The 25,893-nt window shown below is 65.5% G+C and carries 21 protein-coding genes; 15 read left to right on the top strand and 6 right to left on the bottom strand.

All coding sequences use genetic code 11. The features are described 5' to 3' along the window. Window positions 1–22: 22 nt before the first annotated feature. The 8 genes from LDZ27_RS12075 to LDZ27_RS12040 all read left to right on the top strand — a co-directional run bounded on the left by LDZ27_RS12075 (window position 23) and on the right by LDZ27_RS12040 (window position 9,034). Entirely contained in the window at window positions 23–685 is a 663-nt protein-coding gene (locus LDZ27_RS12075; RefSeq protein ID WP_244814311.1) for a response regulator, read from the top strand. After that, on the top strand, window positions 685–1,986 hold the full coding sequence (locus LDZ27_RS12070) for an ATP-binding protein (protein ID WP_244814310.1): 1,302 nt from the start codon (window positions 685–687) through the stop codon (window positions 1,984–1,986). The genes LDZ27_RS12075 and LDZ27_RS12070 overlap by 1 nt, the downstream gene beginning before the upstream one ends. A gap of 484 nt (window positions 1,987–2,470) precedes the next feature. Continuing rightward, the gene (locus tag LDZ27_RS12065) at window positions 2,471–4,591 is read left to right on the top strand and encodes a YadA family autotransporter adhesin (protein ID WP_244814309.1); all 2,121 of its coding nucleotides are present in this window, start codon (window positions 2,471–2,473) and stop codon (window positions 4,589–4,591) included. 157 nt (window positions 4,592–4,748) lie between these two features. Further along, the gene (locus LDZ27_RS12060; protein ID WP_244814308.1) at window positions 4,749–6,251 is read left to right on the top strand and encodes a DegQ family serine endoprotease; all 1,503 of its coding nucleotides are present in this window, start codon (window positions 4,749–4,751) and stop codon (window positions 6,249–6,251) included. A 162-nt stretch (window positions 6,252–6,413) separates the two neighbouring features. Then, entirely contained in the window at window positions 6,414–6,950 is a 537-nt protein-coding gene (locus LDZ27_RS12055) for a carboxypeptidase regulatory-like domain-containing protein (protein ID WP_244814307.1), read from the top strand. Between the two features lie 159 nt (window positions 6,951–7,109). After that, window positions 7,110–7,484: a DUF427 domain-containing protein gene (locus LDZ27_RS12050; RefSeq protein WP_244814306.1), complete on the top strand. Its 375-nt coding sequence runs from the start codon at window positions 7,110–7,112 to the stop codon at window positions 7,482–7,484. Between the two features lie 74 nt (window positions 7,485–7,558). Next, entirely contained in the window at window positions 7,559–8,353 is a 795-nt protein-coding gene (locus LDZ27_RS12045; protein ID WP_244814305.1) for a CoxG family protein, read from the top strand. A gap of 60 nt (window positions 8,354–8,413) precedes the next feature. Next, on the top strand, window positions 8,414–9,034 hold the full coding sequence (locus LDZ27_RS12040; RefSeq protein WP_244814304.1) for a cysteine hydrolase family protein: 621 nt from the start codon (window positions 8,414–8,416) through the stop codon (window positions 9,032–9,034). Between the two features lie 9 nt (window positions 9,035–9,043). On the opposite strand, the gene LDZ27_RS12035 is transcribed toward LDZ27_RS12040, so the two are convergent. Beyond that, on the bottom strand, window positions 9,044–9,688 hold the full coding sequence (locus tag LDZ27_RS12035) for a TetR family transcriptional regulator (protein WP_244814303.1): 645 nt from the start codon (window positions 9,686–9,688) through the stop codon (window positions 9,044–9,046). A gap of 393 nt (window positions 9,689–10,081) precedes the next feature. On the opposite strand from LDZ27_RS12035, the gene LDZ27_RS12030 reads away from it, so the two are divergent. From LDZ27_RS12030 to LDZ27_RS12020, 3 genes are read left to right on the top strand one after another with little or no spacing between them, the layout of a single operon-like run. After that, on the top strand, window positions 10,082–11,314 hold the full coding sequence (locus tag LDZ27_RS12030) for an efflux RND transporter periplasmic adaptor subunit (RefSeq protein WP_244814302.1): 1,233 nt from the start codon (window positions 10,082–10,084) through the stop codon (window positions 11,312–11,314). A gap of 17 nt (window positions 11,315–11,331) precedes the next feature. After that, complete coding sequence (locus tag LDZ27_RS12025; RefSeq protein WP_244814301.1) at window positions 11,332–14,535, top strand: efflux RND transporter permease subunit; 3,204 nt, start codon at window positions 11,332–11,334, stop codon at window positions 14,533–14,535. A gap of 1 nt (window position 14,536) precedes the next feature. Further along, a complete protein-coding gene (locus LDZ27_RS12020; RefSeq protein WP_244814300.1) occupies window positions 14,537–16,057 on the top strand; it encodes an efflux transporter outer membrane subunit in 1,521 nt (506 codons plus the stop codon). Between the two features lie 151 nt (window positions 16,058–16,208). Here LDZ27_RS12020 and LDZ27_RS12015 read toward each other — a convergent pair whose 3' ends face one another. After that, on the bottom strand, window positions 16,209–17,600 hold the full coding sequence (locus LDZ27_RS12015; RefSeq protein ID WP_244814299.1) for a nucleobase:cation symporter-2 family protein: 1,392 nt from the start codon (window positions 17,598–17,600) through the stop codon (window positions 16,209–16,211). Between the two features lie 333 nt (window positions 17,601–17,933). Between LDZ27_RS12015 and LDZ27_RS12010 the strand changes: the two genes are divergently transcribed. The 4 genes from LDZ27_RS12010 (at window position 17,934) to fghA (ending at window position 22,662) form a co-directional block, all read left to right on the top strand. Beyond that, on the top strand, window positions 17,934–19,352 hold the full coding sequence (locus tag LDZ27_RS12010; RefSeq protein ID WP_244816131.1) for a xylulokinase: 1,419 nt from the start codon (window positions 17,934–17,936) through the stop codon (window positions 19,350–19,352). Window positions 19,353–19,441: 89 nt separating this feature from the next. Beyond that, window positions 19,442–20,656, top strand: coding sequence for an AGE family epimerase/isomerase (locus LDZ27_RS12005; RefSeq protein ID WP_244814298.1), 1,215 nt, complete (start codon window positions 19,442–19,444; stop codon window positions 20,654–20,656). A gap of 36 nt (window positions 20,657–20,692) precedes the next feature. Then, complete coding sequence (locus LDZ27_RS12000) at window positions 20,693–21,799, top strand: S-(hydroxymethyl)glutathione dehydrogenase/class III alcohol dehydrogenase (RefSeq protein WP_244814297.1); 1,107 nt, start codon at window positions 20,693–20,695, stop codon at window positions 21,797–21,799. A gap of 14 nt (window positions 21,800–21,813) precedes the next feature. Beyond that, the gene (gene fghA / locus LDZ27_RS11995) at window positions 21,814–22,662 is read left to right on the top strand and encodes an S-formylglutathione hydrolase (protein ID WP_244814296.1); all 849 of its coding nucleotides are present in this window, start codon (window positions 21,814–21,816) and stop codon (window positions 22,660–22,662) included. Between the two features lie 34 nt (window positions 22,663–22,696). Here fghA and LDZ27_RS11990 read toward each other — a convergent pair whose 3' ends face one another. Genes LDZ27_RS11990 through LDZ27_RS11975 form a run of 4 tightly spaced genes read right to left on the bottom strand, consistent with a single transcriptional unit; the run spans window position 22,697 to window position 25,738 of the window. Next, complete coding sequence (locus LDZ27_RS11990; RefSeq protein ID WP_244814295.1) at window positions 22,697–23,485, bottom strand: metal ABC transporter permease; 789 nt, start codon at window positions 23,483–23,485, stop codon at window positions 22,697–22,699. A gap of 2 nt (window positions 23,486–23,487) precedes the next feature. Continuing rightward, window positions 23,488–24,369 carry a metal ABC transporter ATP-binding protein gene (locus tag LDZ27_RS11985; RefSeq protein ID WP_244814294.1) on the bottom strand — a complete coding sequence of 294 codons (882 nt, stop codon included), beginning with the start codon at window positions 24,367–24,369 and terminating at the stop codon, window positions 23,488–23,490. After that, window positions 24,366–25,256 (bottom strand): metal ABC transporter solute-binding protein, Zn/Mn family, encoded by an 891-nt coding sequence (locus LDZ27_RS11980; RefSeq protein WP_244814293.1) that lies wholly within the window; start codon window positions 25,254–25,256, stop codon window positions 24,366–24,368. The genes LDZ27_RS11985 and LDZ27_RS11980 overlap by 4 nt, the downstream gene beginning before the upstream one ends. Next, on the bottom strand, window positions 25,253–25,738 hold the full coding sequence (locus LDZ27_RS11975; RefSeq protein ID WP_244814292.1) for a Fur family transcriptional regulator: 486 nt from the start codon (window positions 25,736–25,738) through the stop codon (window positions 25,253–25,255). Before LDZ27_RS11975 ends, LDZ27_RS11980 begins: the two co-directional genes overlap by 4 nt. Window positions 25,739–25,893: the final 155 nt, after the last annotated feature.

Below are 25,893 nucleotides of genomic sequence, written 5' to 3'. Positions count from 1 at the left end.
GTTTTCATCAACACACACTGTCATGCGAATCCTGCTAGTCGAAGATGACCGGATGATCGCCGAAGGCGTGCGCCGTGCGCTGCGCGCGGACGGCTTCGCGGTCGATTGGGTGCAGGACGGCGAGGCCGCGCTCACGGCCGTCGCCGGCGAAGCCTACGACCTCATGCTGCTCGATCTCGGCCTGCCGAAGCGCGACGGCCTCGATGTCCTGAGGACGCTGCGCGCCCGCGCGAACGCGCTTCCCGTGCTGATCGTGACCGCGCGCGATGCCGTCGCGGATCGCGTGAAGGGTCTCGACGCCGGCGCGGACGATTACCTCGTCAAGCCGTTCGATCTCGACGAACTGGGCGCCCGCATGCGCGCGCTCATCCGCCGTCACGCGGGGCGCGGCGAATCGCTCGTGCGTCATGGCGACCTGACGCTCGATCCGGTCGGCCATCAGGTGACGCTCGCGGGCGCGCCGGTCGCGCTGTCGGCGCGCGAGTTCGCGCTTCTCGAAGCGTTGATGGCGCGGCCCGGCGCGGTGCTCTCGAAGAGCCAGCTCGAAGAAAAGATCTACGGCTGGGGCGAGGAGATCGGCAGCAATACCGTCGAGGTGTACATCCATTCGCTGCGCAAGAAGCTCGGCGCCGATCTGATCCGCAACGTGCGCGGTTTGGGCTATATGGTCGCGAAGGACGCCTGATGCGGTCGATTCGCCGCCAGCTTCTCATCTGGCTGCTCGCGCTCGTGATCGTCGGCGTGGGCTTCGCCGGATGGCTCATCTACCGGCAGGCGCTCGCCGAAGCCAACGAACTCTTCGATTACCAGCTTCAGCAGATCGCCGCCGCGTTGCCGTCGGAGCCGTTCTCGTCGGTGCTCAGTTCGCGCAGCGAGACGGACGAAGGCGTCGTCATCCAGATTTGGAACCGCAATGGCGTGCTGATGTACTACTCGCATCCGCGCGTGCCGCTCGCGCCGCATGCTGAACTCGGCTTCTCCACGGAAACGACGCCGCGCGGCGAATGGCGCGTGTATAGCGCGATCGTCGGGGATAACGTCGTGCAGCTCGCGCAGCCGCTGTCGATCAGAAATCGCGTGGCGGCGGGCGTCGCGTGGCGCACGCTGTGGCCGCTCGTGCTGCTCCTGCCGCTGCTCGGGCTTGCGATATGGGTGATCGTCGGACGCGGGCTGGCGCCCTTGCAGCGCGTGACGCGCGCGCTCGACACGCGCCATCCCGAAGCGCTCGACCCGCTTTCGGACCAACGCCTGCCGCAGGAAGTGCGGCCGCTCGTGCGCGCGCTGAATGCGCTGCTCGCGCGGCTTTCGACGGCGCTCGATACGCAAAAGGCGTTCGTCGCCGATGCCGCGCACGAACTGCGCACGCCGCTCGCGGCGGTGAAGATTCAGGCGCAACTCGTCGGGCGCGCTCACGACGACGCGGCCCGGCGCGAGGCGCTCGCCGATCTGAACGAAGGCATCGCCCGCGCGACGCGGCTCGCGGAGCAACTGCTCGCGCTCGCGCGTTCGGAGCCGGACGGCAAGGCGCTCGCCTCCGCCGTCGACCTTCGCGCGCTCGTCGACGACTGCGTGCGCGCGTATGTGCTCGTCGCGCAGGAACGCGGCGTCGATCTCGGCATCGAGGCGAGCGAGCCGGCGACCGTCATCGGCAATGCGGATTCGCTGCGCGTGATGATCAACAATCTCATCGACAACGCGACCAAATACACGCCGAGGGGCGGGCGCGTCGATGTGTGTCTGACCGTGCGCGACGGGCGCCCGGTCGTCGAAATCGCGGATACCGGGCCGGGCATTCCAGAAGAAGAACGAGAAAGGGTGTTCGACCGGTTCTACCGCGTGGGCCAGAGCGCGAATCGCGCGCGCACGGACGTGGCCGGCAGCGGGCTCGGGCTTGCGATCGTCAGGCGGATCGCGGAGCAGCACGGCGCGAGCGTCGAGCTGAGCGAATCGAAGGCGGGCGGGCTGAAGGCGTCTATTCGGTTCTAAAGGGCATTGCGAATTCGAAGGCGCAACGCTTGCGGCAAATGTGCAGGAAAACTAACGATCTCACGCGCATAAAGCGTTCTCGGCGATGGCCGAGGCAATGACGCGTCCTCATGCCTCCAGCGGGCGCTGGAATCGGCATTTCACCGATTCCATTCATTTTTTACAAATGAAAGCCCATTTTTAGACGGATGTCTATGGACGCGTTCGAGCATTATTCGGAGCGCGCCTATGTGAGTCCGGGTTGGACGCGTCTAAATTTCACACCTCGCTGCCGCATTCAGCTTTTCTCTCGTTCTGTCGGCTAAACGGCAGACCGTCGATGAAGGCTGATCGTTGCCAGTCGCAACGACCGGGAAAAGGACGCTTCGTGCGGTCCTCCTTGCATTGGGCCCTCGGCGCAGCTCGCAGGAAGGCTGGCCGGCTTAGTCGGCAGGGCAGCGTTTCTTGACTTCATCTATTCGTTCGTTCGGTTCTTCGGTTTCTCATGAAAAAAGTCTTCCTTAGCTCGCCCCTGCAATTGCAGTTTTTTTCGAAAGTCGTTCCCGCTCTCGTCGCCGTCGGCGCCGTGGGCATTGGTGCGCCGATGACGGCCTCGGCGGCCGCGCCTCTCATCGTCAACGACATGGACTTCGGCGTGGTCGACCCCGGTCAATGTCAGTATCTTTCCGGCAAGTCCTTCACTACCGTCGGAATGGAAGACTGCGCAAGCAGCAGCAATACGGCGGGCTATAACGTCGTCACGCAAACTGGCGCGGTCGCGATCGCCAACCAGAACATGTCTGTCGGCGGCTACCAGTTCATCAACGGAGCGGATACGAACAACAATGCGTTGACCGTCACACAGTCGGGCGCAAACATCCAGATGAACAACGGCAAGGTCACGAATCTCGCCGCTGGCACCGCCAATACCGATTCCGTGAATTTCGGTCAGTTGAAGGGTACGGCCAATAGCGTTGCGAGCGCCCTTGGCGCCGGCTCGACGCTGAATGCGGACGGCACCATCTCCGCTCCCAGCTTCGCACTCACCAACGCGAACGCGATCAACGGCACCACCGGCGCGGCCACCAACGTCGGCGCAGCGTTCACGAACGTCGACAAGGCGCTCGGCACGCTCGGCGGCGACTTCAACAACCTGAACACGGCGATCATCAACGGTCAGATCGGCCTGGTTCAGCAAGACGCGACGACGCGCAATATCACCGTCGCGAAGGACACCGACGGCACCGTCGTCGACATGACTGGCACGCAAGGCACGCGCACCGTGACGGGCGTGTCGGCGGGCGCGGTGAACGCCAGCAGCACGGACGCGGTCAACGGCTCGCAGCTCTATGGTCTCGCTTCCTCGACCGCCAGCGCGCTTGGCGCCGGCTCGACGGTCAACAGCGACGGCACGATCTCCGCTCCGAGCTTCGCACTCACCAACGCCAACTCGATCAACGGCACCACCGGCGCGGCCACGAACGTCGGCGCAGCGTTCACGAACGTCGACAACGCGCTCGGCACGCTCAACGGCAACATCGCCAACCTGAACACGGCGATCACCAACGGACAGATCGGCCTCGTTCAGCAAGACGCGACCTCGCGCAACATCACCGTGGCGAAGGACACCGACGGCACCGTCGTCGACATGACCGGCACGCAAGGCACGCGCACCGTGACGGGCGTGTCGGCGGGCGCGCTGAACGCCAGCAGCACGGACGCGGTCAACGGCTCGCAGCTGTACGCCACGAATCAGACCGTCGCCAACCTGAGCACGAGCGTCGCGCAGAACACTGCCGATATCGCGAACCTCAACACGAACGTCGCGCAGAACACCGCCGATATCTCGAAGAACACGACCGACATCAGCAACATCAACAACGCGATCAACTCCGGCAACGTCGGCCTCGTGCGTCAGGACGCAACGACGCGCACCATCACCGTCGCGAAGGACAACGACGGCACGGTCGTCGACATGACGGGCACGCAAGGCGTGCGCACGGTGACGGGCGTGGCGGCGGGCGCGCTCAGCGCGGACAGCACGGACGCGGTCAACGGTTCGCAGCTCTACGCGACCAATCAGCAGCTCGACAGCCTCTCGCAAAGCGTGCAAAACTTCGCCGGATCGACGAGCATCCTCGCCTCGGACAAGACGGATACGCCGGCCATCGCGAGCGGCAAGGACGCAACGGCAATGGGCAACGGCGCGGTCGCGTCGGGCAGTAATTCGGTCGCGCTCGGCAGCGGCTCGGTCGCCGACGAAGACAACACGGTGTCGATCGGCTCGGCGGGCAACGAGCGCCGTCTCACGAACGTCGCGCCCGGCGTGAAGGGTACGGACGCGGTCAACATGAACCAGTTGAACGCGGTGCAGAGCAACGTGAACACGGTCGCGCGTCAGGCGTTCGCGGGCGTCGCCTCCGCGATGGCCATGCCGAACCTCACGCCGAGCCAGCCGGGCAAGACGGTGGTCGCGGCAGGCGTCGCGAACTACAAGGGCTACACGGCAATCGGTCTCGGCGGCACGTATCGCTCGCAGAACAATCGCTGGCTCGTGAACGCGGCTGCATCGATCACGCCGAGCGGCGACACCGGCGTGCGCGGTCAAGTCGGCTACGAGTTCTAAGCGCCAGGCGCATCCGCGGCTGACAACGCAGGGGCGGCTGTCCGAAAGGGCAGCCGCCTTTTTTTATGCGCCGTGCGCTTTAAGAAAGGTTTAAGCGACGTCTCGTAATCTTGGCTCATCCGTGAATACACCCGTTATCAGGAATCAGGAGCACACGATGAAAGCGAAGATCCTCACCCGCAGCGCCGTCGCAGCCGCGGTCGCCGTGGCCTTGTCGGCGGGCTATGTCGCCGGTCACAACAACGTTCCCGCGCCGCAGGTCATCGCGCCGGCCCAGGCCGCGATGATGCCCGCCGAAGCCGCCGCCAAGACGGGCGTGCCCGATTTCTCCGGCCTCGTCGAGACGTATGGCCCGGCGGTCGTGAATATCAGCGCGAAGCACGTCGTGAAGCAGACGTCCGCGCGCCGCGGCAATGCCAACCAGTTGCCGATGGATCCCGACGATCCGTTCTACCAATTCTTCAAGCGCTTCTACGGCAACGTCCCCGGCATGGGCGGCGACGGCGGCGCGGCCGATCGTCCGAGCGAAGGTCTCGGCTCCGGCTTCATCGTGAGCAGCGACGGCTACATCCTCACGAACGCGCACGTCGTCGACAACGCGAATATCGTCACCGTCAAGCTCACGGACAAACGCGAATATCGCGCGAAGGTGATCGGCGCGGACAAGCAGTCGGACGTCGCCGTGCTCAAGATCGACGCGAAGAATCTGCCGACGGTCAAGATCGGCGATCCCAACGGCAGCAAGGTCGGCCAGTGGGTTGTCGCGATCGGCTCGCCTTATGGCTTCGACAACACGGTGACCTCGGGCATCATCAGCGCGAAGTCGCGTGCGCTGCCCAACGAGAACTACACGCCTTTCATCCAGACCGACGTGCCCGTGAATCCGGGGAATTCGGGCGGGCCGCTCTTCAATCTGCAGGGCGAAGTCATCGGCATCAATTCGATGATCTACTCGCAGACGGGCGGCTTTCAGGGGCTTTCGTTCGCCATCCCGATCAACGAGGCGATCAAGGTCAAGGACGCGCTCATCAAGACCGGCCACGTCGATCGCGGCCGTCTCGGCGTGACCGTGCAGGCGATGAACCAGACGCTCGCCAACTCCTTCGGCATGAGTTCGCCGCAAGGCGCGCTCGTGAGTTCCGTCGAGCCGGGCGGACCGGCCGCGAAGGGCGGTCTCCAGCCGGGCGATGTCATCACCGCGCTCAACGGCGTGCCGGTGGCGGACTCGACGTCGCTGCCGTCGCAAGTGGCGAGCCTCTCGCCGGGAACGTCGGCGAAGGTGCAAGTGTGGCGCGACAAGGGCACGAAGGAACTGAACGTGACCATCGGCGCGCTCAAGGATGCAAAGACCGCGAGCGCGAACGTGAATGGCGATGACGGCGGCGCGTCGCAGGATACGCGTCTCGGGGTCGCGGTGCGCCCGCTCACGCCCGAAGAAAAGCAGCAGGGCGCGGCTTCCCGCGGACTCGTCGTGCAGCAGGCGAACGGCGCGGCGGCGAGCGCGGGCATTCAGCCGGGCGACGTGATTCTCGCCGTCAACGGCCAGCCGGTCACCACCGTGCAGCAGTTGAAATCGATGGTTTCGCATGCCGGCGACAGCATCGCGCTGCTGATCCAGCGCGACGACGCGCAGATCTTCGTGCCGGTCGATCTCGGCTGACGCGCGCGGCGTCACGGCACCCCGCCGGTGGCCCCGGACACGCGATGCGGGCACGAAGCATGCTCTGTCGCATGCCGGGGCCCCGTCGCGTGATTCGCGCATCGGGCGTGAGGTCGCTCGTGCGTTTCGCGCACGGCGACATCGAATCAAGGAGCCAACAAGATGACGAACAAAACGGGCAAGCTGGCAGCGACGCTGCTGGCGGCGGCGCTGTCGGCGGGTCTCGCGAGCGGCGCCTGGGCGCAACAGTCGGGTAATGCGGGCAACGCGGGTAACGCGGGCAATGCGGCCAACGCCGCGAGCGCCGGCACGAGCGACACGGGCAGCGCGGGCAACGCCAACGGCGGTGGGCTGCCGCAGATCCAGCAGCAAGGGGACGTTTCGTACACGTCGGGCGGCGTCGGCCTCGACGAATCGCGCGCATTGTTGCGCGAACAGGCACACTGGCCGTTGTCGCTGCGCTTCACCGGGCCGACCGCCGATTATCTGTCGGGCGTGCAGGTGCGTATCGTCGGCGGCAAGGGCGGGCAGAGCGGCGAAGTGTTGAATACGGAATCGATGGGTCCGTACATGCTTGTCAAGCTCCCGCCGGGCAGCTACACCGTCTATGCCAAATACAAGGATCAGGAGAAGAAGCAATCCGTCAGCGTGGCCGGTCCCGGCAAGGCGAAGGCGGCGTTCCACTGGAATATTCAATGATGCGCTAGCGCCGCGATTCGATTCCGCTCTCCCTCGCGGCGGAAGTTTGTCTCATAATGAAGCCACGAGTCGCTTGCCGGCTCGTGGCTTTTTTGTGAACGCGGCGCGCCGCCGCGCCTCGCGACTCTCTCTCGACGGTCATGCGCGGAGGACACCACGATGAGCACGGATCTGAACGACGGCCAGAAGGCGCACCGCATCGAGATTGCGCCGAGCCCCCGGCGCTGCCGCGTGATCCATCAGGGCGTCACGTACGCGGACACGCACGCGTCGCTGACGCTCAGCGAAACGGGTCACGACATCGTTCACTATTTTCCGCGCGCCGACGTGAACATGGCGCGGCTCGAGCGCTCCATTTACACGTCGCATTGCCCGTACAAGGGCGACGCCACCTACTACCATCTGCTGACCGAGGACGGCCCCGTCGAGAACGCGGCGTGGAGCTACGAAAGCCCGCTCGACGGCGCAATCGAGATCAAGGGCTATCTCGCGTTTTATCCGACGCGGGTCGATCGCATCGACGAGACTTCTTAGGCGAGCCGGCGCACAGACACGGCGGGCGCGAGCGTCCATAACGAACGAATGCGGTCCTTGTCCCGGAGACGCCGATGGAAGTCACCGAAGCGTTGCGCGTGCCGCTCGAGCCGGCGCACGTCCAGTCCGCGCTCGGCGATCTCGCGCTGTTGCGCGCGAGTCTCGACCATTGCGAATCGTTCACGCGCACGCCGTCCGGCGAACATGCGCTCACGCTGGTCGTGCCGCTCGGCGCGCTGAGGGCGCGTTACGAAGTGCGCGCGCATCCGGCCGGGCGCACGCGGCAGGGCGCGGAGGACGGCGCCCCAGGCCACGCGAGCGATGCCGCCTACGCGCGCACGCTGAGTTTCAAGGCCCGCGGCGAGGGGGTCGGTTCGCTGCGCGGTCAGATCGCGGTTGCGCTCAATGCCGACGACGGCGGACACGCCACGTGGATCGAATACACCGTCTGGGCGACGGTGTCCGGGCCGCTCGCCGGCTTGCCCCCGCGCCAGATCGAAAACGCGTTGCGCGAAGGCGCCGACGATTTCTTCGCCGAATTCTGCGAAGTCGTGCGCGCGAAGCACGGCTTGCCCTCGATGCGCGAACGACGCGACGCGCGCCGGCACCTTTTCCTGCGCCCCGGCGCGATGTCGGCGGCATTCTCGCGTCGTCCGGCTTCGACCGCGCGCGCGGTCCACGGCTCGCCCGGCGACGCCGCCGCGAGCGGCGTGCTCAGGCATCGGCTGGGCGCGCATCCGTTCGCGCAACAGCAGCGCGATCAACGGCAGGAGCCGCATCCGTTCGGGCTGCACGGCTGGGCGTGGGCGGCGATGCTCGTGCTCGTCGCGCTGCTCGCGTTCTTCGCGGAGCGCGGAAGCCTGCACTGAACGGCGATCGGCGCTAAAGTCCTGCGTTCCTCCCCAAAGTTCGCCGAAAGGAACGAGACCATGCCGCGCCGCGCCCTGATCGTCATCGACGTGCAGAACGAGTACGTCACCGGCAATCTGCCGATCGAATATCCCGATGTGAACGTCTCGCTCGCGAACATCTCGCGCGCGATGGATGCCGCCGACGCGCACGGCGTGCCGATCGTCGTCGTGCAGAACTTCGCGCCGGCCACCGCGCCGATCTTCGCGCGCGGCTCGGCGATGGCGGAGTTGCATGAGTCGGTGGCTTCGCGCCCGCGCGCGCATTACGTCGAGAAGTCGCTGCCGAGCGCGTTCGCAGGCACCGATCTCGCGCAGTGGCTCGAGACGAACGACATCGACACGATCGTGATTGCCGGCTACATGACCCACAATTGCGACGATTCCACCGTGCGTCATGCGGTGCACGCGGGCCTCGCGGTGGAATTTCTCGTCGATGCGACCGGCGCCGTGCCGTACGAAAACCGCGCGGGCCGGGCGAGCGCGGAGGAGATTCATCGCGTGTTCACGGTTGTGATGCAGTCGCGCTTCGCGGCCGTGCTCCGCACCGACGAATGGATCGCCGCGCTCGAAAGCGGCGAGCCGCCCGCGCGTGACAACATCTACGCGTCGAATCAGCGGACGCGTGCGACCGCGCGGTAGAGGAAAGCCTCAGTCGAGCGTCGTCGTGAGCAGCGCGGGGCTCGCGCGCAGCGCGTCGAAGCAGGCGTCGATGAGCGCTTCGGCGTCGTTCGCGGGATCGACGCTGTCGGGCAGCATCAGCGAGTCGTGCAGGATGCCCGTGAAAAGCGCGTGGAGCAGCGTGGTGGCGCGGCGCACGTCGAGCGCGGCGGGAAGCTGCGCCTTGTCGATGGCGTTGCGCAGCGCCCGCGCGATGCGTTCCATGCCGTCGCGCATGTTGTTCTGCTGGCGCTCGCGCACCGGCCCCATCTCTTCGACGAATTCGCACTTCAGAAACAGAATGTCGAACACGCGGCGGCGCTGCTCGTCCTCGGTGATGTTGCGCATGCACCAGACAAAAATCTCGCGGATGTGCGCGAGCGGGTCCGGCTCCTTGCCGTCGAGCGTGGCCTCGACGAGTTCGTCGAGCGGAAGCAGGCTGCGGGCGAACATGGCGTTGAATAGATCGCCTTTGTTCGCGAAATGCCAGTAGATCGCGCCGCGCGTGACGCCCGCCGCGTGCGCGATGTCCGCGAGCGACGTGCGCGACACGCCTTTTTCATAAAAGACGCGCTGGGCGGCGTCCAGAATGCGGTTGCGCGTCTCCTGCGCTTCTTCCTTGGTTCGTCTGACCATATCGTGATACTGCGGCTTGCCGCCGGCAGCGGAACTGCGGCGCGAGGGGCGAAGCGTGAATTGAGGGAAACGGCGTACCGCTTTTGTCGAGCTTTACGCGGTGAACATTTCGTTACAGCCGTAACTTATGCGTTGATGGACTTATACATTCATTCGTGAATGTATTTATAATACCACCCCACGCCACGTCAAGACCGCGGCACTTCCGCCGGTTCATCACCGTCACCATCGTTGTTCAGAATCTCCCGCGGCGCTGGCGCTTTAGTACGGCGCGCGCCGCTCGCTCGCAGATGCGCGCATCGCGTTCAAAAGAGATCCGCCTCGTCCGTCGAGGCGCGGTCTTCCCGATGCGCGCGTTTTTATTCGCTATCAGTTACGAACAGAGGTCGCTCCATGCGCTTCGAAAGGGTTCCCTATCACCTCGTCAGTGCCGCAACGGCTGCCATGCTGCTCGCGGCATGCGGACAAAAGCAGTCGGCGCCGCCGCCGCAGACGCCCGAAGTCGGCGTCGTGACGATCCAGCCCGCCGCCGTGCCGGTCACGACGGAACTGCCTGGCCGCACGAGCGCCTACCTCGTCGCGCAGGTGCGGGCGCGCGTCGACGGCGTCGTGCAGCGCCGCGAGTTCACCGAAGGCAGCATCGTCAAGGCCGGCCAGCGGCTCTACAAGATCGACCCGGCGCCGTACATCGCGCAGTTGAACAACGCGAAGGCGTCGCTCGCGAAGGCGCAGGCGAACCTCGCGTCGACCACCGCGCAGGCCAACCGCTACAAGGTGCTCGTCGCGGCGAACGCGGTCAGCAAGCAGGACTACGACAACGCGGTCGCCTCGCAAGGCCAGGCCGCCGCCGACGTCGCCGCGGGCAAGGCCGCCGTCGACACCGCCGCGATCAACCTCGGCTATACGGACGTCGTGTCGCCGGTGACGGGTCAGGTCGGCATTTCGCAGGTCACGCCGGGCGCATACGTGCAGGCGAGCCAGGCGACGCTGATGGCAACCGTCCAGCAGCTCGACCCGATGTACGTCGATCTCACGCAATCGAGCCTCGACGGTCTCAAGCTGCGCCGCCAGATTCAGCAGGGCCGCCTGACGACGAGCGGCCCGAACGCCGCGAAAGTCTCGCTGGTGCTGGAAGACGGCCGCGTCTATGCCGAAAACGGCAAGCTCCAGTTCACCGACGTGACCGTCGATCCGACCACCGGCTCCGTCACCGTGCGCGCCATTTTCCGGAACACGGACCGCGTGCTCTTGCCCGGCATGTTCGTGCGCGCCCGCATCGAAGAGGGCGTGAATCCGAACGCGATCGTCGTGCCGCAGATCGGCATCACGCATGACCAGAAGGGCACGCCGACGGCGCTCGTCGTCGGTCCGGACAACAAGGTGGCGCTGCGCCAGCTCGTGACGTCCGGCACCTACGGTCAGAACTGGGTGGTCGATAGCGGCCTCAATGCGGGCGACCGTGTGATCGTGCAGGGCGTCGACAAGGCGCGTCCGGGCATGGAAGTCAAGACCGTGCCCGCGCAACTGCCCGCAGCGCCCGCGGACGGAGCATCGCAGGCGAGCAGCGCGCAAGCCGCGCAGCCCGCTTCGTCCGCTCAGCCCGCCTCTGCTGCCTCGGGCGCGTAAAACCAGGAGCCCGCCTCATGGCAAAGTTCTTTATCGATCGCCCGATTTTCGCGTGGGTGATCGCCATCGTTTTGATGCTCGCGGGTATCGCGGCCATCTTCACCCTGCCGGTCGCGCAGTATCCGACCATCGCGCCGCCGGCCGTCCAGATCAGCGCGACGTACCCCGGTGCATCGGCGAAGACGGTGGAAAACACCGTCACGCAGGTGATCGAGCAGCAGATGAGCGGCCTCGACCACTTGCTGTATCTGTCCTCCACGTCCGACGACTCCGGCACCGCGACCATCACGCTGACGTTCGCGCCCGGCACGAACCCGGACATCGCGCAGGTGCAGGTGCAGAACAAGCTGCAGCTCGCCACGCCGCTTCTGCCGCAGATCGTGCAGCAGCTCGGCACGAAGGTCACGAAGTCGAGCAACAGCTTCCTGCTCGTGCTGGCGTTCGTCTCGCAGGACGGCAGCATGAGCAAGTACGACCTCGCGAACTACGTGGCGTCGCACATCCAGGATCCGGTCAGCCGTCTCGACGGCGTCGGCACGGTGACGCTGTTCGGCTCGCAGTACGCCATGCGCATCTGGCTCAACGCGGACAAGCTGAACAACTTCGGCCTCACGCCGGTGGACGTGCAAAGCGCGCTGCAGGCGCAGAACGTTCAGGTCGCGGGCGGCTCGCTCGGCGGCACGCCGTCGGTGCCGGGGCAACTGTTGCAGGCGACCATCACGGAAGCGACGCTGCTTTCGACGCCCGAGCAGTTCGGCAACGTGCTGCTGAAGGTGAATCAGGACGGCTCGCAAGTGCGTCTGAAGGATGTCGCGCGCATCGAGCTCGGCGGCGAAAACTACAACTTCGACACCAAGTACAGCGGCCAGCCGGCGGCGGGCTTCGGCATTCAGCTCGCGACGGGCGCCAACGCGCTCGCCACCGCGAAGGCCGTGCGCCAGAAGATCGACGAGTTGTCGAAGTACTTCCCGAACGGACTTGTGGTCAAGTATCCGTATGACACTACCCCGTTCGTGCGCCTGTCCATCGAGGACGTGGTCAAGACGCTGATCGAAGGCATCGTGCTGGTGTTCCTCGTGATGTATCTGTTCCTGCAGAACCTGCGGGCCACGCTGATTCCGACCATCGCGGTCCCGGTCGTGCTGCTCGGCACGTTCGCGATCATGGCGGCGGTCGGTTTCTCGATCAACACGCTGTCGATGTTCGGTCTCGTGCTCGCCATCGGCCTGTTGGTGGACGATGCGATCGTGGTCGTGGAAAACGTCGAGCGGGTGATGGCGGAGGAAGGCTTGCCGCCACGCGAGGCGACGCGCAAGGCGATGGGGCAGATCACCGGCGCGCTCGTGGGCGTGGCGCTCGTGCTGTCGGCGGTGTTCGTGCCGGTGGCGCTTTCGGGCGGCTCGGTGGGCGCGATCTACCGGCAGTTCTCGCTCACGATCGTCTCCGCGATGGTGCTCTCGGTGCTGACCGCGCTGATTCTCACGCCGGCGCTGTGCGCGACCATTCTCAAGCCGATTCCGGAAGGCCACCACGAAGCGAAGAAGGGCTTCTTCGGCTGGTTCAACCGCACGTTCGACAAGAGCCGCGACAAGTATCACTCGGGCGTGTATCACGTCATCAAGCGCTCGGGGCGCTGGCTCATCATCTATCTGGTGGTGATCGTGGCGGTCGGCCTGCTGTTCGTGAAGCTGCCGAAGTCGTTCCTGCCTGACGAAGACCAGGGCACCATGTTCGTGCTCGTTCAGACGCCGGCCGGCTCGACGCAGGAAACCACGGCGCGCGCGCTGAAGGACGTGTCCGACTATCTGCTGAATCAGGAAAGCGCGATCGTCGAATCGACCTTCTCGGTGAACGGCTTCAGCTTCGCGGGCCGCGGGCAGAACGCGGGTCTCGTGTTCGTGCGCATGAAGGACTACGGGCAGCGCCAGAAGGGCGACCAGAAGGTGCAGGCGCTCGTCGGCCGGCTGTTCGGGCGCTTCGCGGGCTACAAGAACGCGACGGTGTTCCCGGTCAATCCGCCGTCGATTCCGGAACTCGGCACGGCGGCGGGCTTCGACTTCGAGCTGCAGGATCGCGCGGGCGTAGGCCACGACGCGCTGATGGCGGCGCGCAACCAGCTGCTCGGCATGGCGGCGCAGGACCCGACGCTCGCGCAGGTGCGTCCGAACGGCCTGAACGACACGCCGCAGTTCAAGGTGAACATCGACCGCGAGAAGGCGCTCGCGTTGGGCGTCACGGCCGCTTCGATCGATCAGACGTTCTCGATCGCGTGGGCGTCGCAGTACGTGAACAACTTCCTCGATACCGACAGCCGGATCAAGAAGGTGTACTTGCAGGCCGACGCGCCGTTCCGCATGACGCCGGAGAACATGAGCGACTGGTACGTGCGCAACGCATCGGGCGGGATGGTGCCGTTCACCGCGTTCGCCACGGGCGACTGGACTTACGGTTCGCCGAAGCTCGAACGCTACAACGGTATTTCGTCGATCGAAATCCAGGGCGCGGCGGGTCCGGGCAAATCCACCGGTCAGGCGATGCAGGCCATGCAGACGCTTGCCGCGAAGCTGCCGGCCGGCATCGGCTACGAGTGGACGGGTCTCTCGTATCAGGAAATCCAGTCGGGTTCGCAGGCGCCGATCCTTTACGGCATCTCGATTCTCGTCGTGTTCCTGTGTCTCGCGGCGCTGTATGAAAGCTGGTCGATTCCGTTCTCGGTCATCATGGTGGTGCCGCTTGGCGTGATCGGCGCGCTGCTCGCGGTGACGCTGCGCGGCCTCGAAAACGACGTGTTCTTCCAGGTCGGCTTGTTGACCACGGTGGGCTTGTCGGCGAAGAACGCGATTCTGATCGTGGAGTTCGCGCGCGAGCTGCAGATGTCGGAGAAGATGGGGCCGATCGAAGCGGCGATGGAAGCCGCGCGTCTGCGCTTGCGTCCGATTCTGATGACGTCGCTCGCGTTCATTCTCGGCGTGATGCCGCTTGCGATCAGCAACGGCGCGGGGTCCGCGAGCCAGCACGCGATCGGCACCGGCGTGATCGGCGGGATGCTGACCGCGACGTTCCTCGCGATTTTCATGGTCCCGATGTTCTTCGTCGTGATCCGCGCGCAGTTCAGCGGCGAGAAGGAAAATCCGGAGACGGCGCTCGAGCATTACGAGCAGCATCATCCTGAACAGCAGCATCCGCGCGATGGCGGCGGCTCAGGCAACGAAGGACACTGAAATGCGTAGACTTTCTCTGATTGCCGCGGCCATCGCGGCGCTTGCGACGGGCTGCTCGATGGCGCCCAAGTACGAGCGTCCCGCGCCGCCCGTGTCGGCGAACTTCCCGGCCGGCGGCGTGTATTCGACGCAGCCGGGCGCAGCGGACGCGGGCGCGCGCAGCGCGAACGGCGTCGCGGCGGCCGACATCGGCTGGCGCGACTTCTTCGTCGATGCGCGGCTGCAGCGTCTCATCGACATCGCGCTCTCGAACAATCGCGATCTGCGCGTGTCGGTGCTGAACATTCAGGCAGCGCAGGCGCAGTACCGCATCGTGCGCTCGGAACTGTTCCCGGCAATCGCGGCGCAGGCGGGCCCGTCGGTGCAGCGCACGCCGCGCGACCTGTCGTTTTTTAACCAGACGATCTCGCGCAGCTACTCGGTGGGCCTCAACGCGTCGTGGGAACTGGACCTCTTCGGCCGCGTGCAAAGCCTGAAGGATCAGGCGCTCGCGCAGTATTTCTCGACCGCGTATGCGCGCAAGGCGGCGGAAATCCTGCTGGTGTCGCAAGTGGCCTCGCAGTATTTGCAAGTGCTGCAGGCCGACGATCTTCTGCAAGTCACGGAGCAGACGCTCAAGACGACGCAGGAGTCGTACAACATCGTCAAGCTGCAGTTCGACAACGGCACGGCGTCCGAACTCGATCTGAGCCAGTCGCAGACGGTGGTCGAAACGGCGGCGTCGAATCTGCAGGCGCAGCAGCGCGCGCGGGCGCAAGCGGTCAACGCGCTCGTGCTGCTGATCGGCGAGCCGATTCCGGACGATATCCCGACCGGCATGTCGCTCAACGAACAGGACCTGCTCACCGACATTCCGGCGGGCTTGCCGTCCGACTTGCTGACGCGTCGTCCGGACATCATGGAAGCCGAGCAGAACCTGCTTGCGGCCAATGCGAATATCGGCGCGGCGCGCGCGGCGTTCTTCCCGAGCATTTCGCTCACAGGCAGTTTCGGCACGCTGAGCCCGACGCTCGGCGGCCTGTTCAAGCCCGGCTCAGCGGCATGGAGTTTCGCGCCGACGATCACGCTGCCGATTTTCGAGGGCGGCCAGAATCAGGCGAACCTCGATCTCGCGAATATCCAGAAGAACATCCAGATCGCGCAGTACGAGAAGGCGATTCAGTCCGCGTTCCGCGATGTCGCCGACGGCCTCGCCGCGCGCGGCACCTACGATCAGCAGATCAAGGCGCTCGAGCGCGACACGGCGGCTCAACAGCGCCGGCTGGATTTGTCGACGATGCGGTATCGGCAAGGTGTCGATAGTTATCTGAATGTGCTGACCGCGCAGCAGGACCTGTATTCGGTGCAGCAGACGCTCATCACCGCGCGCACCGAGCGGCTCGCGAATCTGGTCACGCTGTATCAGGCGCTCGGCGGCGGCTGGGTCGAGCACACCGGCGATCAGCCGCGCCCGGCCGATGCGCCCGCCGATGTCGGCGCGGCGAGTGCGCCGCGCGCGGCTTCATCGGCTGCGGCGGGTTGATGGTTTCCCGCCCATAGCGTGCTTCGAAGCTGCAAGGCCCGACCGTGTGTCGGGCCTTTTTTTTCGCGCGCCGTCGCGAAAAAAAGCGCCGCGGCTTTCACCGCGGCGCTTCAACCCATCACAACCCGCAACACTCCGCCACAAACCTTCGTTACTGCGCTTCCGACGCGTGCGCCGTGCCGTCGAACTCATGCCCGGCGTGACGAATCTCGCAGCGCGCATCGCGTTCCTTGCGCACACCGTTGAACACGATATTCAGGATCACCGCCGACACCGACGCCAGAAGAATGCCGCTGTGAAGAATCGGCTCGAGCGCGTGCGGCAGTTGCGAGAAGAACTTCGGCGCGACCACCGGCACGAGACCGAGGCCCACGCTCACCGCGACGATGAACAGGTTGTGGTGATTCTTCGTGAAGTCGACCTTGGAAAGCACCTTGATGCCGTTCGCCGCGACCATGCCGAACATCACGATGCCCGCGCCGCCGAGCACGAACGGCGGCACCGATGCGACCACCTGCGCCATCTTCGGAAAGAGGCCGAGCACGACGAGAATCACGCCGCCCGTCGCGCAGACGAAGCGGCTTTTTACGCCCGTCACGCCGATCAGCCCGACATTCTGCGAAAACGACGTATGCGGGAACGAATTGAACACGCCGCCGATGAGCGTGCCGAGGCCATCGACACGCAAGCCGCGCACGAGCGCCTTCTGATCGACCGGACGCTCGACGAGATCGCCGACCGCGAGGAACATGCCGGTCGATTCGATGAACGTCACGAACATGACGATGACCATCGTCGCGACCGAGAGCGCATCGAAGTGCGGCAGGCCGAAGTGGAACGGCAGCACGATGCCGACCCACGGCGCATGCGCGACGCCATCCATGTTCACGCGCCCGAGCATCGCGGCGATCACGAAGCCCGCGACGATCCCGAGCAGCACCGAGATATTCGCGACGAAGCCGCGCGCGAACTTGTTGATGAGCAGGATCAGCGAAAGCACGACGAGCGAGAGCAGCAGATAGACCGGATTGCCGTAGTCCGGATTGCCGACGCCGCCCGCCGCCCAGTTGATGCCGACGCCCATCAGCGAAAGCCCGATCACCGCGATCACCGTGCCGACCACGACCGGCGGAAAGAACCGCAACAGCTTGCCGATCATCGGTGCGAGAAAGATGCCGATCACGCCCGCCGCGATGGTCGCGCCGAATACATCGAGAATGCCGAGCGACGGATTCGTGCCGATGGCGACCATCGGGCCGACGGCGGCGAACGTGCAGCCCATGATGACCGGCAGGCGGATGCCGAAGATCCACAGGCCGAGCGTCTGGATCAACGTCGCGACGCCGCATGAAAAAAGGTCCGCGCTGATCAGAAACGCGACTTGATCCTTCGTGAGATGCATCGCCGCGCCGAGGATCAGCGGCACCGCGACCGCGCCCGCGTACATGACGAGGACGTGCTGTATTCCCAGCGTCAACAACTGGCCGGTTGGCAGCCGTTCATCGCATGGGTGGACCTTCGGGTGGCTCGCGCTCGATGCCATGTCTGTCTCCTTATTTGCCTCTGCATTGATTGGCCTCCACGGTAAGTGCGAAAAAATGCGCGAACAAGACCACCCGGCGCTATACGTCGCGTTCGCCAGCCGATATGGAAAACGCGCGCGGCGTGCGGCAACATCGCGGAAAAGCCCTTGCCGCAAGGGGTCCGGTGCTTGCCGCGAGGCTCGCGTCGTATGAAGAAAGGCTGCTTTTGCCGGCGCGTGGTTATGGCGGTCATCACGGCGCGCGTATAGTCCGTTTTCGTGCGTGGCGCGCTCGCGGCGGGGTTTACCCGCGATTCGCGCGTTTTCCCTAACGTCTTTTCGATGGACTCATTCATGCGTTTTCTCGGCATCGATCTGGGTACCGGCTCCCTCAAGCTCACGATCGTCGATGACCGCGCGCGCGAGATCGCGTCGTCGAGCGCGGCCTATGCGGTGACGAGCGCGCATCCCGGCTGGGCCGAGACATCCGCCGATGCGTGGTACGCCGCGCTCGTCGATGCCGCGTCGCGCTTGCCGCCCGGCGAACGCGATGCGGTCGCGGCCATCGGCTTCTCCGGGCAGATGCATGGCGTCGTCGCCACCGCCACCGATGGCCGCGCGTTGCGTCCCGCGATGCTCTGGCCCGACACGCGCGCGAGCGCACTCGTCGACGCGTGGCCGGACTCGCAGCCCAATCCCGTCGCGCCGGGCATGGCCGGACCGCTGTTGCGCTGGCTCTCGATGAACGAACGTGCGCTCGCCGCCGACATGCGCTGGGCGTTGCAGCCGAAGGACTGGCTGCGCGCGCGGCTCGGCGGCGCGTTCGCCACCGATCCATCCGATGCCTGCGCGACCGCGCTCGCGGCGCCATCGGGCGAATGGGACGCGGCGCTCATCGACAGGCTCGGATTGCCGCGCGAGTGGTTCGCGCCCGTGCTGGCGTCGGACGCGGCGGGCGGCGCGTTGTCGGCGCAAGCGGCTTCCGAACTGGGACTTCGCGCCGGCATTCCGATGGCCGTCGGCGCGGGCGACACGCCTTGCGCCGCGCTCGGCAGCGGCCTCGTCGCCGATGGCGATGCGCTGCTCACCACGGGCAGCGGCGGGCAGATCGTCGTCATGTGCAAGGAAGCGCCGCCTCGCGTGCGCGGGCTGCATGGCTATCGCGCGGCGACCGGAACGCCCGCGTGGTATCGCATGGCCGCGATGCAGAACGTCGGCGTGGCGCTCGAAGCGGTGCGCGGCTGGCTCGGCTACGCGGCATGGCCCGCCGCCTACGACGACGCCTTCGCGGGCGCCCCCAGCGACGCCGTGACCTTCCTGCCGTACTTGAGCGGCGAACGCTCGCCGTGGATGAATCCGGGCGCGCGCGGCGGCTGGCTCGGCCTCGGTCTCGACGACACGCGCGGCTCGCTGATGCGCGCGGCGTTCGAAGGCGTGGCATTCGCATTGCGGGCGGGACTGGACGCGATACGGCGCAGCGGCACGCCATTGACGTCGATGCGTCTCGCGGGCGGCGGCTCCATCGACGCGCGCTGGCGTCAATTGCTCGCCGACGCGCTCGATGTCGAATTGCACGCCGTCGATTGCCCGAACGCGGCGGCGCGCGGCGCGGCGATCATCGGCGCGATGGCGGCCGGACACTGGCGCGCGGACGATCTCGCATCGCTCGTGCCGTCCGCGCGGCGCGTCGCGGGTCCGCGGCGCGACGATGCGCTCGATCCCCGGTACGCGCGCTTTCTCGCGCTCTACGCGCGCGCCGAAGACTGGTTCTGACGTCGCGCACGTTAGCCCTTAAACTGGCGTGCCACGTTTCTCATGTGCCAGTCGCGTCAGGCTCATCACTACAACATCGACCTTCCGCCATGTCCGCATCCGTCCCGTCGCAACCCGATTTCCGCTCGCGCGCATTTCTGCTCGATCACGCGCTGCGCACGATGATCTTCTATCACCCGCACTGCATGGACCCCGCAGGCGGCTTCTATCACTTCTACAAGAACGACGGCACGATCTACGACCGCAAGTCGCGGCACCTCGTGTCGAGCACGCGCTTCGTCTTCAATTACGCGATGGCGTGCAAGCACTTCGGCCTGGAGGAGTATCGCGGCGGCGTGCGGCACGGCATCGACTATCTGCGCGAGTTTCATCGCAATCCGCAGACGGGCGGCTATGCATGGACGCTCGATGGCCGTGAAGTCACCGATGCGACGAATCACTGCTACGGCCTCGCGTTCGTCGTGCTCGCGTATGCGAAGGCGGTCGAAGCCGGCTTCGACGAAGCGCGCGCGTATCTCGACGAAACGTGGAACCTGATGGAGACGCACTTCTGGGACGCGCCGCACGGCCTCTACAAGGACGAAGCGAGCGCGGACTGGAAGGTGTCGGAGTATCGCGGGCAGAACGCGAACATGCACGCGTGCGAAGCCTTTCTCGCCGCGTTCGAGGCGACCGGCGAGACGCGCTATCTCGATCGCGCCGCGCTGATCGCCGACAACATGGTGAACCGTCAGGCCGCGCTTGCAGGCGGTCTCGTGTGGGAACACTACAAGCCGGACTGGTCCGTCGACTGGGATTACAACAAGGGCGACCGCAGCAACATCTTCAGGCCGTGGGGATTCCAGCCGGGGCATCAGACGGAATGGGCGAAGCTGCTGCTGATTCTGGACCGGCATCGCCCTGAAGCGTGGCACGCAGAGCGCGCACGCGAACTCTTCGATCGCGCGCTCGAATGCTCATGGGACAACGAACACGGCGGCATGGTCTACGGCTTCGATCCGGACGGCAAGTTCTACGACGAGGACAAGTACTTCTGGGTGCAGGCGGAATCGCTCGCGGCGGCGGCGCTGCTCGCCGACCGCGCGGACCGCGACGGCGATGCGCAATCCGCCGCGCGTTACTGGACCGAGTACGAACGCCTGTGGACCTATAGCTGGACGCATTTCGTCGATCACAAGTACGGCGCGTGGTATCGCATCCTGACGCGCGACAACCGCCAGTACAGCGATGAAAAGAGTCCCGCCGGCAAGACCGACTATCACACGATGGGCGCATGCTACGAAGTGCTGAACGTCGTGCGTTGAAAACGAATCGATGACATCGAACCGAGGAACCGAACGATGAAGACAAAAGCCGCAATCGCATGGAAAGCAGGTCAGCCGCTCACCATCGAGGAAGTGGATCTCGAAGGCCCGCGCGCGGGCGAAGTGCTGATCGAAGTGAAGGCGACAGGCATCTGCCACACCGATTACTACACGCTCTCGGGCGCGGACCCGGAAGGCATTTTCCCGGCGATTCTCGGCCACGAAGGCGCGGGCGTGATCGTCGATGTCGGGCCGGGCGTCGGCACCGTGAAGAAGGGCGATCACGTCATTCCGCTCTATACGCCCGAGTGCCGTCAGTGCAAGTTCTGTTTGTCGCGCAAGACGAATCTCTGCCAGGCGATCCGCGCGACGCAAGGCAAGGGTCTGATGCCCGATGCCACGTCGCGCTTCTCGCTCGACGGCAAGCCGCTCTTTCACTACATGGGCACATCGACGTTCTCGAACTACATCGTCGTGCCGGAGATCGCGGTGGCGAAGGTGCGTGAAGACGCGCCGTTCGACAAGATCTGCTATATCGGCTGCGGCGTGACGACGGGCGTCGGCGCGGTCGTGTATTCGGCGAAGGTCGAAGCGGGCGCGAACGTCGTCGTGTTCGGGCTCGGCGGCATCGGCCTGAACGTGATCCAGGGCGCGAAGATGGTCGGCGCGGACAAGATCATCGGCGTCGATATCAATCCGGGCCGCGTCGAACTGGCGAAGAAGTTCGGCATGACGCACTTCATCAACCCGAACGAAGTCGAGAACGTGGTCGACCACATCGTCCAGTTGACGGACGGCGGCGCGGACTATTCGTTCGAATGCGTCGGCAATGTGAAGCTGATGCGTCAGGCGCTCGAATGCACGCACAAGGGCTGGGGCCAGTCGTTCATCATCGGCGTGGCGGCGGCGGGCGAGGAAATCAGCACGCGGCCGTTCCAGCTCGTGACGGGCCGCGAGTGGAAAGGCTCGGCGTTCGGCGGCGCGCGCGGGCGCACGGACGTGCCGAAGATCGTCGACTGGTACATGGAAGGCAAGATCAATATCGACGATCTCATCACGCATCATCTGAAGCTCGATCAGATCAACGACGGCTTCGACCTCATGAAGAAGGGCGAGTCGATCCGCTCCGTCGTCATTTATTGAGCGAGGAGAACGTCATGCTCGAACTCGTCGAAGAGCACCGTTGTTTCGATGGCGTGCAGCGCATTTATCGGCACGAGCCGGAATCCATCGGCCTGCCGATGCGCTTTTCCGTCTATTTGCCGAAGCAGGCATCGTCGGGCAAGGTGCCTGCGCTCTTCTATCTTGCCGGCCTCACCTGCACGGAAGAGACGTTTCCGATCAAGGCGGGCGCGCAACGATACGCGGCCGAGCATGGCATCGCGCTGATCGCGCCGGACACGAGTCCGCGCGGCGCCGACATTCCCGGCGAGAAAGACGCGTGGGACTTCGGCGCCGGCGCGGGCTTCTATGTCGATGCGACGCGCGAACCGTGGGCTGCGCGTTATCGCATGTATTCGTATGTCACGCGGGATTTACGCGAGGCGGTGCTTCGCGAATTGCCGGTGCGCGAGGACCGGCTCGGCATCTTCGGGCATTCGATGGGCGGGCATGGCGCGCTCGTGCTCGCGCTGCGCAATCCGGAGCTGTACCGCAGCGTGTCGGCATTCGCGCCGATCGCCGCGCCGTCGCAATGTCCGTGGGGCGTGAAGGCGTTCACCGGCTATCTCGGCGACGACCGCGACGCGTGGAAGCAGTACGACGCGAGCGAACTCGTCAAGGGCGATGCCGCATCGCGCTTCGAGGGGGGCATCCTCATCGATCAGGGGCTGGCGGATCAGTTCCTCGCCGAGCAGCTTTATCCCGATGTCTTCGAACGCAATGCGCGCGACGCGGGGCATGACGTGACCGTGCGCCGGCACGAAGGCTACGACCACGGCTATTTCTTCATCTCCACGTTCATGGGCGAGCACATCGCGCATCATGCGCGCGTGCTGTGCCGCTGAACATGCGACACGGCTGGCCGGCGCCGCGCGCCGGTCAGTTCCCGCGCCGCGCGAGCAGGCTCGCGCCATAAACGAGCGCGGCGAGCATGGTGATCCAGAAGCTCGTCGGCCAGTCGGTGTAGTAAGCGAGCGTGAGGCCGATCCACGCCTGCCCGAGCGCGAAGAGCGCCGCGAGCAACAGCCCTGCCGACAAGCGCGTCGTGACGTTCTGCGCCGCCGCCGCAGGCCCGACCATCAACGCGAACACGAGCAACACGCCGACGATCTGCGTGCACGCCGCCACCGCGAGCGCGGTGATCGCGAGAAACAGCACCGACACGAGCCGCAGCGACACGCCCTTGGCTTCGGCCAGCTCCGGCTGCAACGAAGCAAACAGCAGTGGCCGCATGATGATTCCGAGCGCGACAAGACTCACGGCCGCCAGTCCCGCCAGCACCGCGAGCGTTTCGTGACTGACGCCGAGCACGTTGCCGAAGAGCAGCGCGGTGGCCTGTGTCGCATACGCGGTGAAGAAGTGCAGAAACAGCAACCCGAAGCCGAGCGATAGCGAAAGAATCACGCCGATGGCCACATCGCGGCCCGAAAGCCGCTCGCCGAGCGCGCCCATGCCGACGCCTGCCGCTAGCGTGAAGCCGACCATGCCCCAGATGGGCGGCATGCCGAGCAGCACCGCGCCCGTCGCGCCGGTGAAGCCGACGTGCGAGAGCGCGTGCCCCGCGAACGTCTGCCCGCGCAGCACGAGAAAGTAGCCGACGATGCCCGAGAGCACCGCGACGATTCCCGACGCCGCGAACGCGTTCACCATGAAGTCGTATTCAAACATTGTTATTCGCCGTGACTGTGATGGTGGCCGTGCTCATGTCCGTGCCCATGCTCATGCTCGTGCTCATGTTCGTCGCCTTCCTCGTGCGCGTGATCGAGCTTGTCGATCTCGACATCGCCCGACATCACGAAGATGCGGCCGTTCACGCGCATCACGTCGATGGGCGAGCCATAGAGACGCGAGAGCACCGGCTTCGTGATGACTTCGTCGATGGTGCCGAGCGCCGCGCGCCCGTTGCCCAGATAGAGCACGCGATCGAGCGAGTTCAGAAGCGGATTGAGTTCGTGCGCGGAAAACAGCACGGTGATGTTGAGTTCGCGCTGCACGCGCCGCACGAGTTCGACGACGCCCGTCTGATGACGCGGATCGAGGCTGATGAGCGGCTCGTCGAGCAGCAAAAGGCGCGGCTTGCCGAGGAGACACTGCGCGAGCAGCAGGCGCTGACGTTCGCCGCCCGATAGCTCCGACAGCGGCCGCGAAGCCAGTTGCCGCGCGCCGACGAGATCGAGCACGCGCTCGACCTCGGCGCGGATGCGCGCATCGCGATGCGCCAACCCCCAGCGGTGTCCGTCGGCGGCCATCGCGACGAAATCGCGGCCCAGCACCCGGCGATTCGCGAGGCCGGTGCGAATCTGCGGCATGTAGCCGATCGAAGGATTGCCGCGCACGACCGCTTCGCCGTTCACGCGGATCGCGCCGGACGCGACGGGCACGAGCCCGAGCAGCGCGCGCATGAGCGTGGTCTTGCCCGCGCCGTTCGGCCCCAGCACGCCGATGAATTCGCCGGTGCGGACCGTGAAGCTCGCGTCGTTGAGAATCGTGCGTCCGCCGAGTTGCAGCGTCACGCGGTCGACTTCGAGCGCTTCGTGGGCGTGGTGCGTCATCGCTGCCATCCTTGCAGCGCGCCCGCGAGCGCATCGAGCTGCGATTCGATCCATTGCTGATACGTCTTGCCGGCGGGCAGCGTCTCCGTCACGCTGACGCTCGGCAAGTGCGCGTCTTTCGCGACATCGAGCAGACGCCGTGTGAGCGCGCCCGTCGCCTGACTGTTGTAGATGAGCACGTGCACGCGGCGTTCGCGCAGGTCTTTCTCGAACGCGGCGATATCGGCGGGGCTCGGCTCCGTCTCGTTCATCTCGGCGGTCTGGAAGCGCTGATTGCGCATTTCGAAGCCGATGGCGTCCGCCGTGTAGCCGAAGACCGGTTCCGTCGCGGTCACGGGCACGCCCTTGTAATGCGACTTCATTACGGCGATGCGCGCGTCGATGGGTTTGAGCGAATCGAGAAACGTGGCGAGGCGTGCGTCGTAGTCGCGCTTGTGCGCCGGGTCCGCGCTCGACAAATAGGCGCTCACCGCTTTGGCGACGGCGGGCATCGTCGGCGGGTCGTACCAGAGATGCGGATTGTCGCCGGGCTTCTTGCCGGTGAGTTGCGCCGCGACGATGACCGTGCGCTTGCCGCTGGTCCGCGTAGAGCCGAGCAGCTTGTCCATCCACGGATCGTAGTTCGCGCCGTTATAGACGACGAGCGCCGCATGCGCGAGCGCGCGCGCGGTCTTCGGGCTGGCTTCGAACAGATGCGGGTCTTCGTCCGGATTGTTGAGGATGCTCGTCACCTGCACGTTCTCGCCGCCGAGCTGGCGGATGACATCGCCGTAGAAGTTCTCCGCCGCGACGACCGGCACGACGGGCACGCCCGCCGCGTGCGCGATCGCGCTTTGGCCGAAGCTCGCCGCCGCCGCGATGCAGGTCAGGATTTGCGCGAGTTTCATCGGTTTCCTTGCGGTTGAGCCTGCTTCGTGTTGCGATGTTTTCTCTGGCATTCGCTGCATAACCCGCTCAGTTCGACGACCTGATGCCGCACTTCGAAGCCATGCGCGGGCGGGCTCGCCGACAGCGACGACGCGAGTTCGCGGCCCTGAATTTCGAGCGTCGCGCCGCATTCGTCGCAGATGAGGAACTGGCTTTCGTGCGGCTTGCCGGCGTCGCAGCATGCGACGAACGCGTTCTTCGATTCGATCCGGTGCACGAGCCCGTTTTCGACGAGGAAGTCGAGCGCGCGGTAAACGGTGGTCGGCGGCACGCGCGCGCCACGTTGCGGCTCGAGCGCGTCGATGAGGTCGTAGGCGCCGATCGGCTTGTGCGCCCTGAGCACGAGTTCGTAGACGTGACGGCGCAGCGGCGTGAGCGCGAGCCCGCGCTCATCGGCGAGCGCCTCGGCGCGCGCGAGCATGGTTTCGACGGATGCGGTCATGAAGTCGCGGCCCTGCGTAAGTGTGGTGCTGCGATGATATAACGTATCACCGACGTTTGCATCGGACGAATGGCGTCTTTGAGCCTCCCGCGCCGCAACATCGAAACAGGGCGGCCCCGCCTTGACACGCGCCGTCGCAACGCCGATCATTCGAT

It is taken from the genome of Caballeronia sp. Lep1P3 (genome assembly GCF_022879595.1).
GTDB lineage: Bacteria > Pseudomonadota > Gammaproteobacteria > Burkholderiales > Burkholderiaceae > Caballeronia.
Note: the sequence above shows the minus strand (reverse complement) of the source record. Positions and strands in the feature narration are given on the sequence as shown.

What these genes read in the sequence shown, in the direction of transcription:
- LDZ27_RS11980 (WP_244814293.1), bottom strand. Translation starts at nt 25,256, where the DNA reads ATGAAACTCGCGCAAATCCTGACCTGCATCGCGGCGGCGGCGAGCTTC.
- LDZ27_RS12055 (WP_244814307.1), top strand. Translation starts at nt 6,414, where the DNA reads ATGACGAACAAAACGGGCAAGCTGGCAGCGACGCTGCTGGCGGCGGCG.
- LDZ27_RS12020 (WP_244814300.1), top strand. Translation starts at nt 14,537, where the DNA reads ATGCGTAGACTTTCTCTGATTGCCGCGGCCATCGCGGCGCTTGCGACG.
- LDZ27_RS11990 (WP_244814295.1), bottom strand. Translation starts at nt 23,485, where the DNA reads ATGTTTGAATACGACTTCATGGTGAACGCGTTCGCGGCGTCGGGAATC.
- LDZ27_RS12070 (WP_244814310.1), top strand. Translation starts at nt 685, where the DNA reads ATGCGGTCGATTCGCCGCCAGCTTCTCATCTGGCTGCTCGCGCTCGTG.
- LDZ27_RS12010 (WP_244816131.1), top strand. Translation starts at nt 17,934, where the DNA reads ATGCGTTTTCTCGGCATCGATCTGGGTACCGGCTCCCTCAAGCTCACG.
- LDZ27_RS11985 (WP_244814294.1), bottom strand. Translation starts at nt 24,369, where the DNA reads ATGACGCACCACGCCCACGAAGCGCTCGAAGTCGACCGCGTGACGCTG.
- LDZ27_RS12025 (WP_244814301.1), top strand. Translation starts at nt 11,332, where the DNA reads ATGGCAAAGTTCTTTATCGATCGCCCGATTTTCGCGTGGGTGATCGCC.
- LDZ27_RS12015 (WP_244814299.1), bottom strand. Translation starts at nt 17,600, where the DNA reads ATGGCATCGAGCGCGAGCCACCCGAAGGTCCACCCATGCGATGAACGG.
- LDZ27_RS12030 (WP_244814302.1), top strand. Translation starts at nt 10,082, where the DNA reads ATGCGCTTCGAAAGGGTTCCCTATCACCTCGTCAGTGCCGCAACGGCT.
- LDZ27_RS12050 (WP_244814306.1), top strand. Translation starts at nt 7,110, where the DNA reads ATGAGCACGGATCTGAACGACGGCCAGAAGGCGCACCGCATCGAGATT.
- LDZ27_RS12065 (WP_244814309.1), top strand. Translation starts at nt 2,471, where the DNA reads ATGAAAAAAGTCTTCCTTAGCTCGCCCCTGCAATTGCAGTTTTTTTCG.
- LDZ27_RS12060 (WP_244814308.1), top strand. Translation starts at nt 4,749, where the DNA reads ATGAAAGCGAAGATCCTCACCCGCAGCGCCGTCGCAGCCGCGGTCGCC.
- fghA (WP_244814296.1), top strand. Translation starts at nt 21,814, where the DNA reads ATGCTCGAACTCGTCGAAGAGCACCGTTGTTTCGATGGCGTGCAGCGC.
- LDZ27_RS12035 (WP_244814303.1), bottom strand. Translation starts at nt 9,688, where the DNA reads ATGGTCAGACGAACCAAGGAAGAAGCGCAGGAGACGCGCAACCGCATT.
- LDZ27_RS12005 (WP_244814298.1), top strand. Translation starts at nt 19,442, where the DNA reads ATGTCCGCATCCGTCCCGTCGCAACCCGATTTCCGCTCGCGCGCATTT.
- LDZ27_RS12075 (WP_244814311.1), top strand. Translation starts at nt 23, where the DNA reads ATGCGAATCCTGCTAGTCGAAGATGACCGGATGATCGCCGAAGGCGTG.
- LDZ27_RS12000 (WP_244814297.1), top strand. Translation starts at nt 20,693, where the DNA reads ATGAAGACAAAAGCCGCAATCGCATGGAAAGCAGGTCAGCCGCTCACC.
- LDZ27_RS12040 (WP_244814304.1), top strand. Translation starts at nt 8,414, where the DNA reads ATGCCGCGCCGCGCCCTGATCGTCATCGACGTGCAGAACGAGTACGTC.
- LDZ27_RS12045 (WP_244814305.1), top strand. Translation starts at nt 7,559, where the DNA reads ATGGAAGTCACCGAAGCGTTGCGCGTGCCGCTCGAGCCGGCGCACGTC.
- LDZ27_RS11975 (WP_244814292.1), bottom strand. Translation starts at nt 25,738, where the DNA reads ATGACCGCATCCGTCGAAACCATGCTCGCGCGCGCCGAGGCGCTCGCC.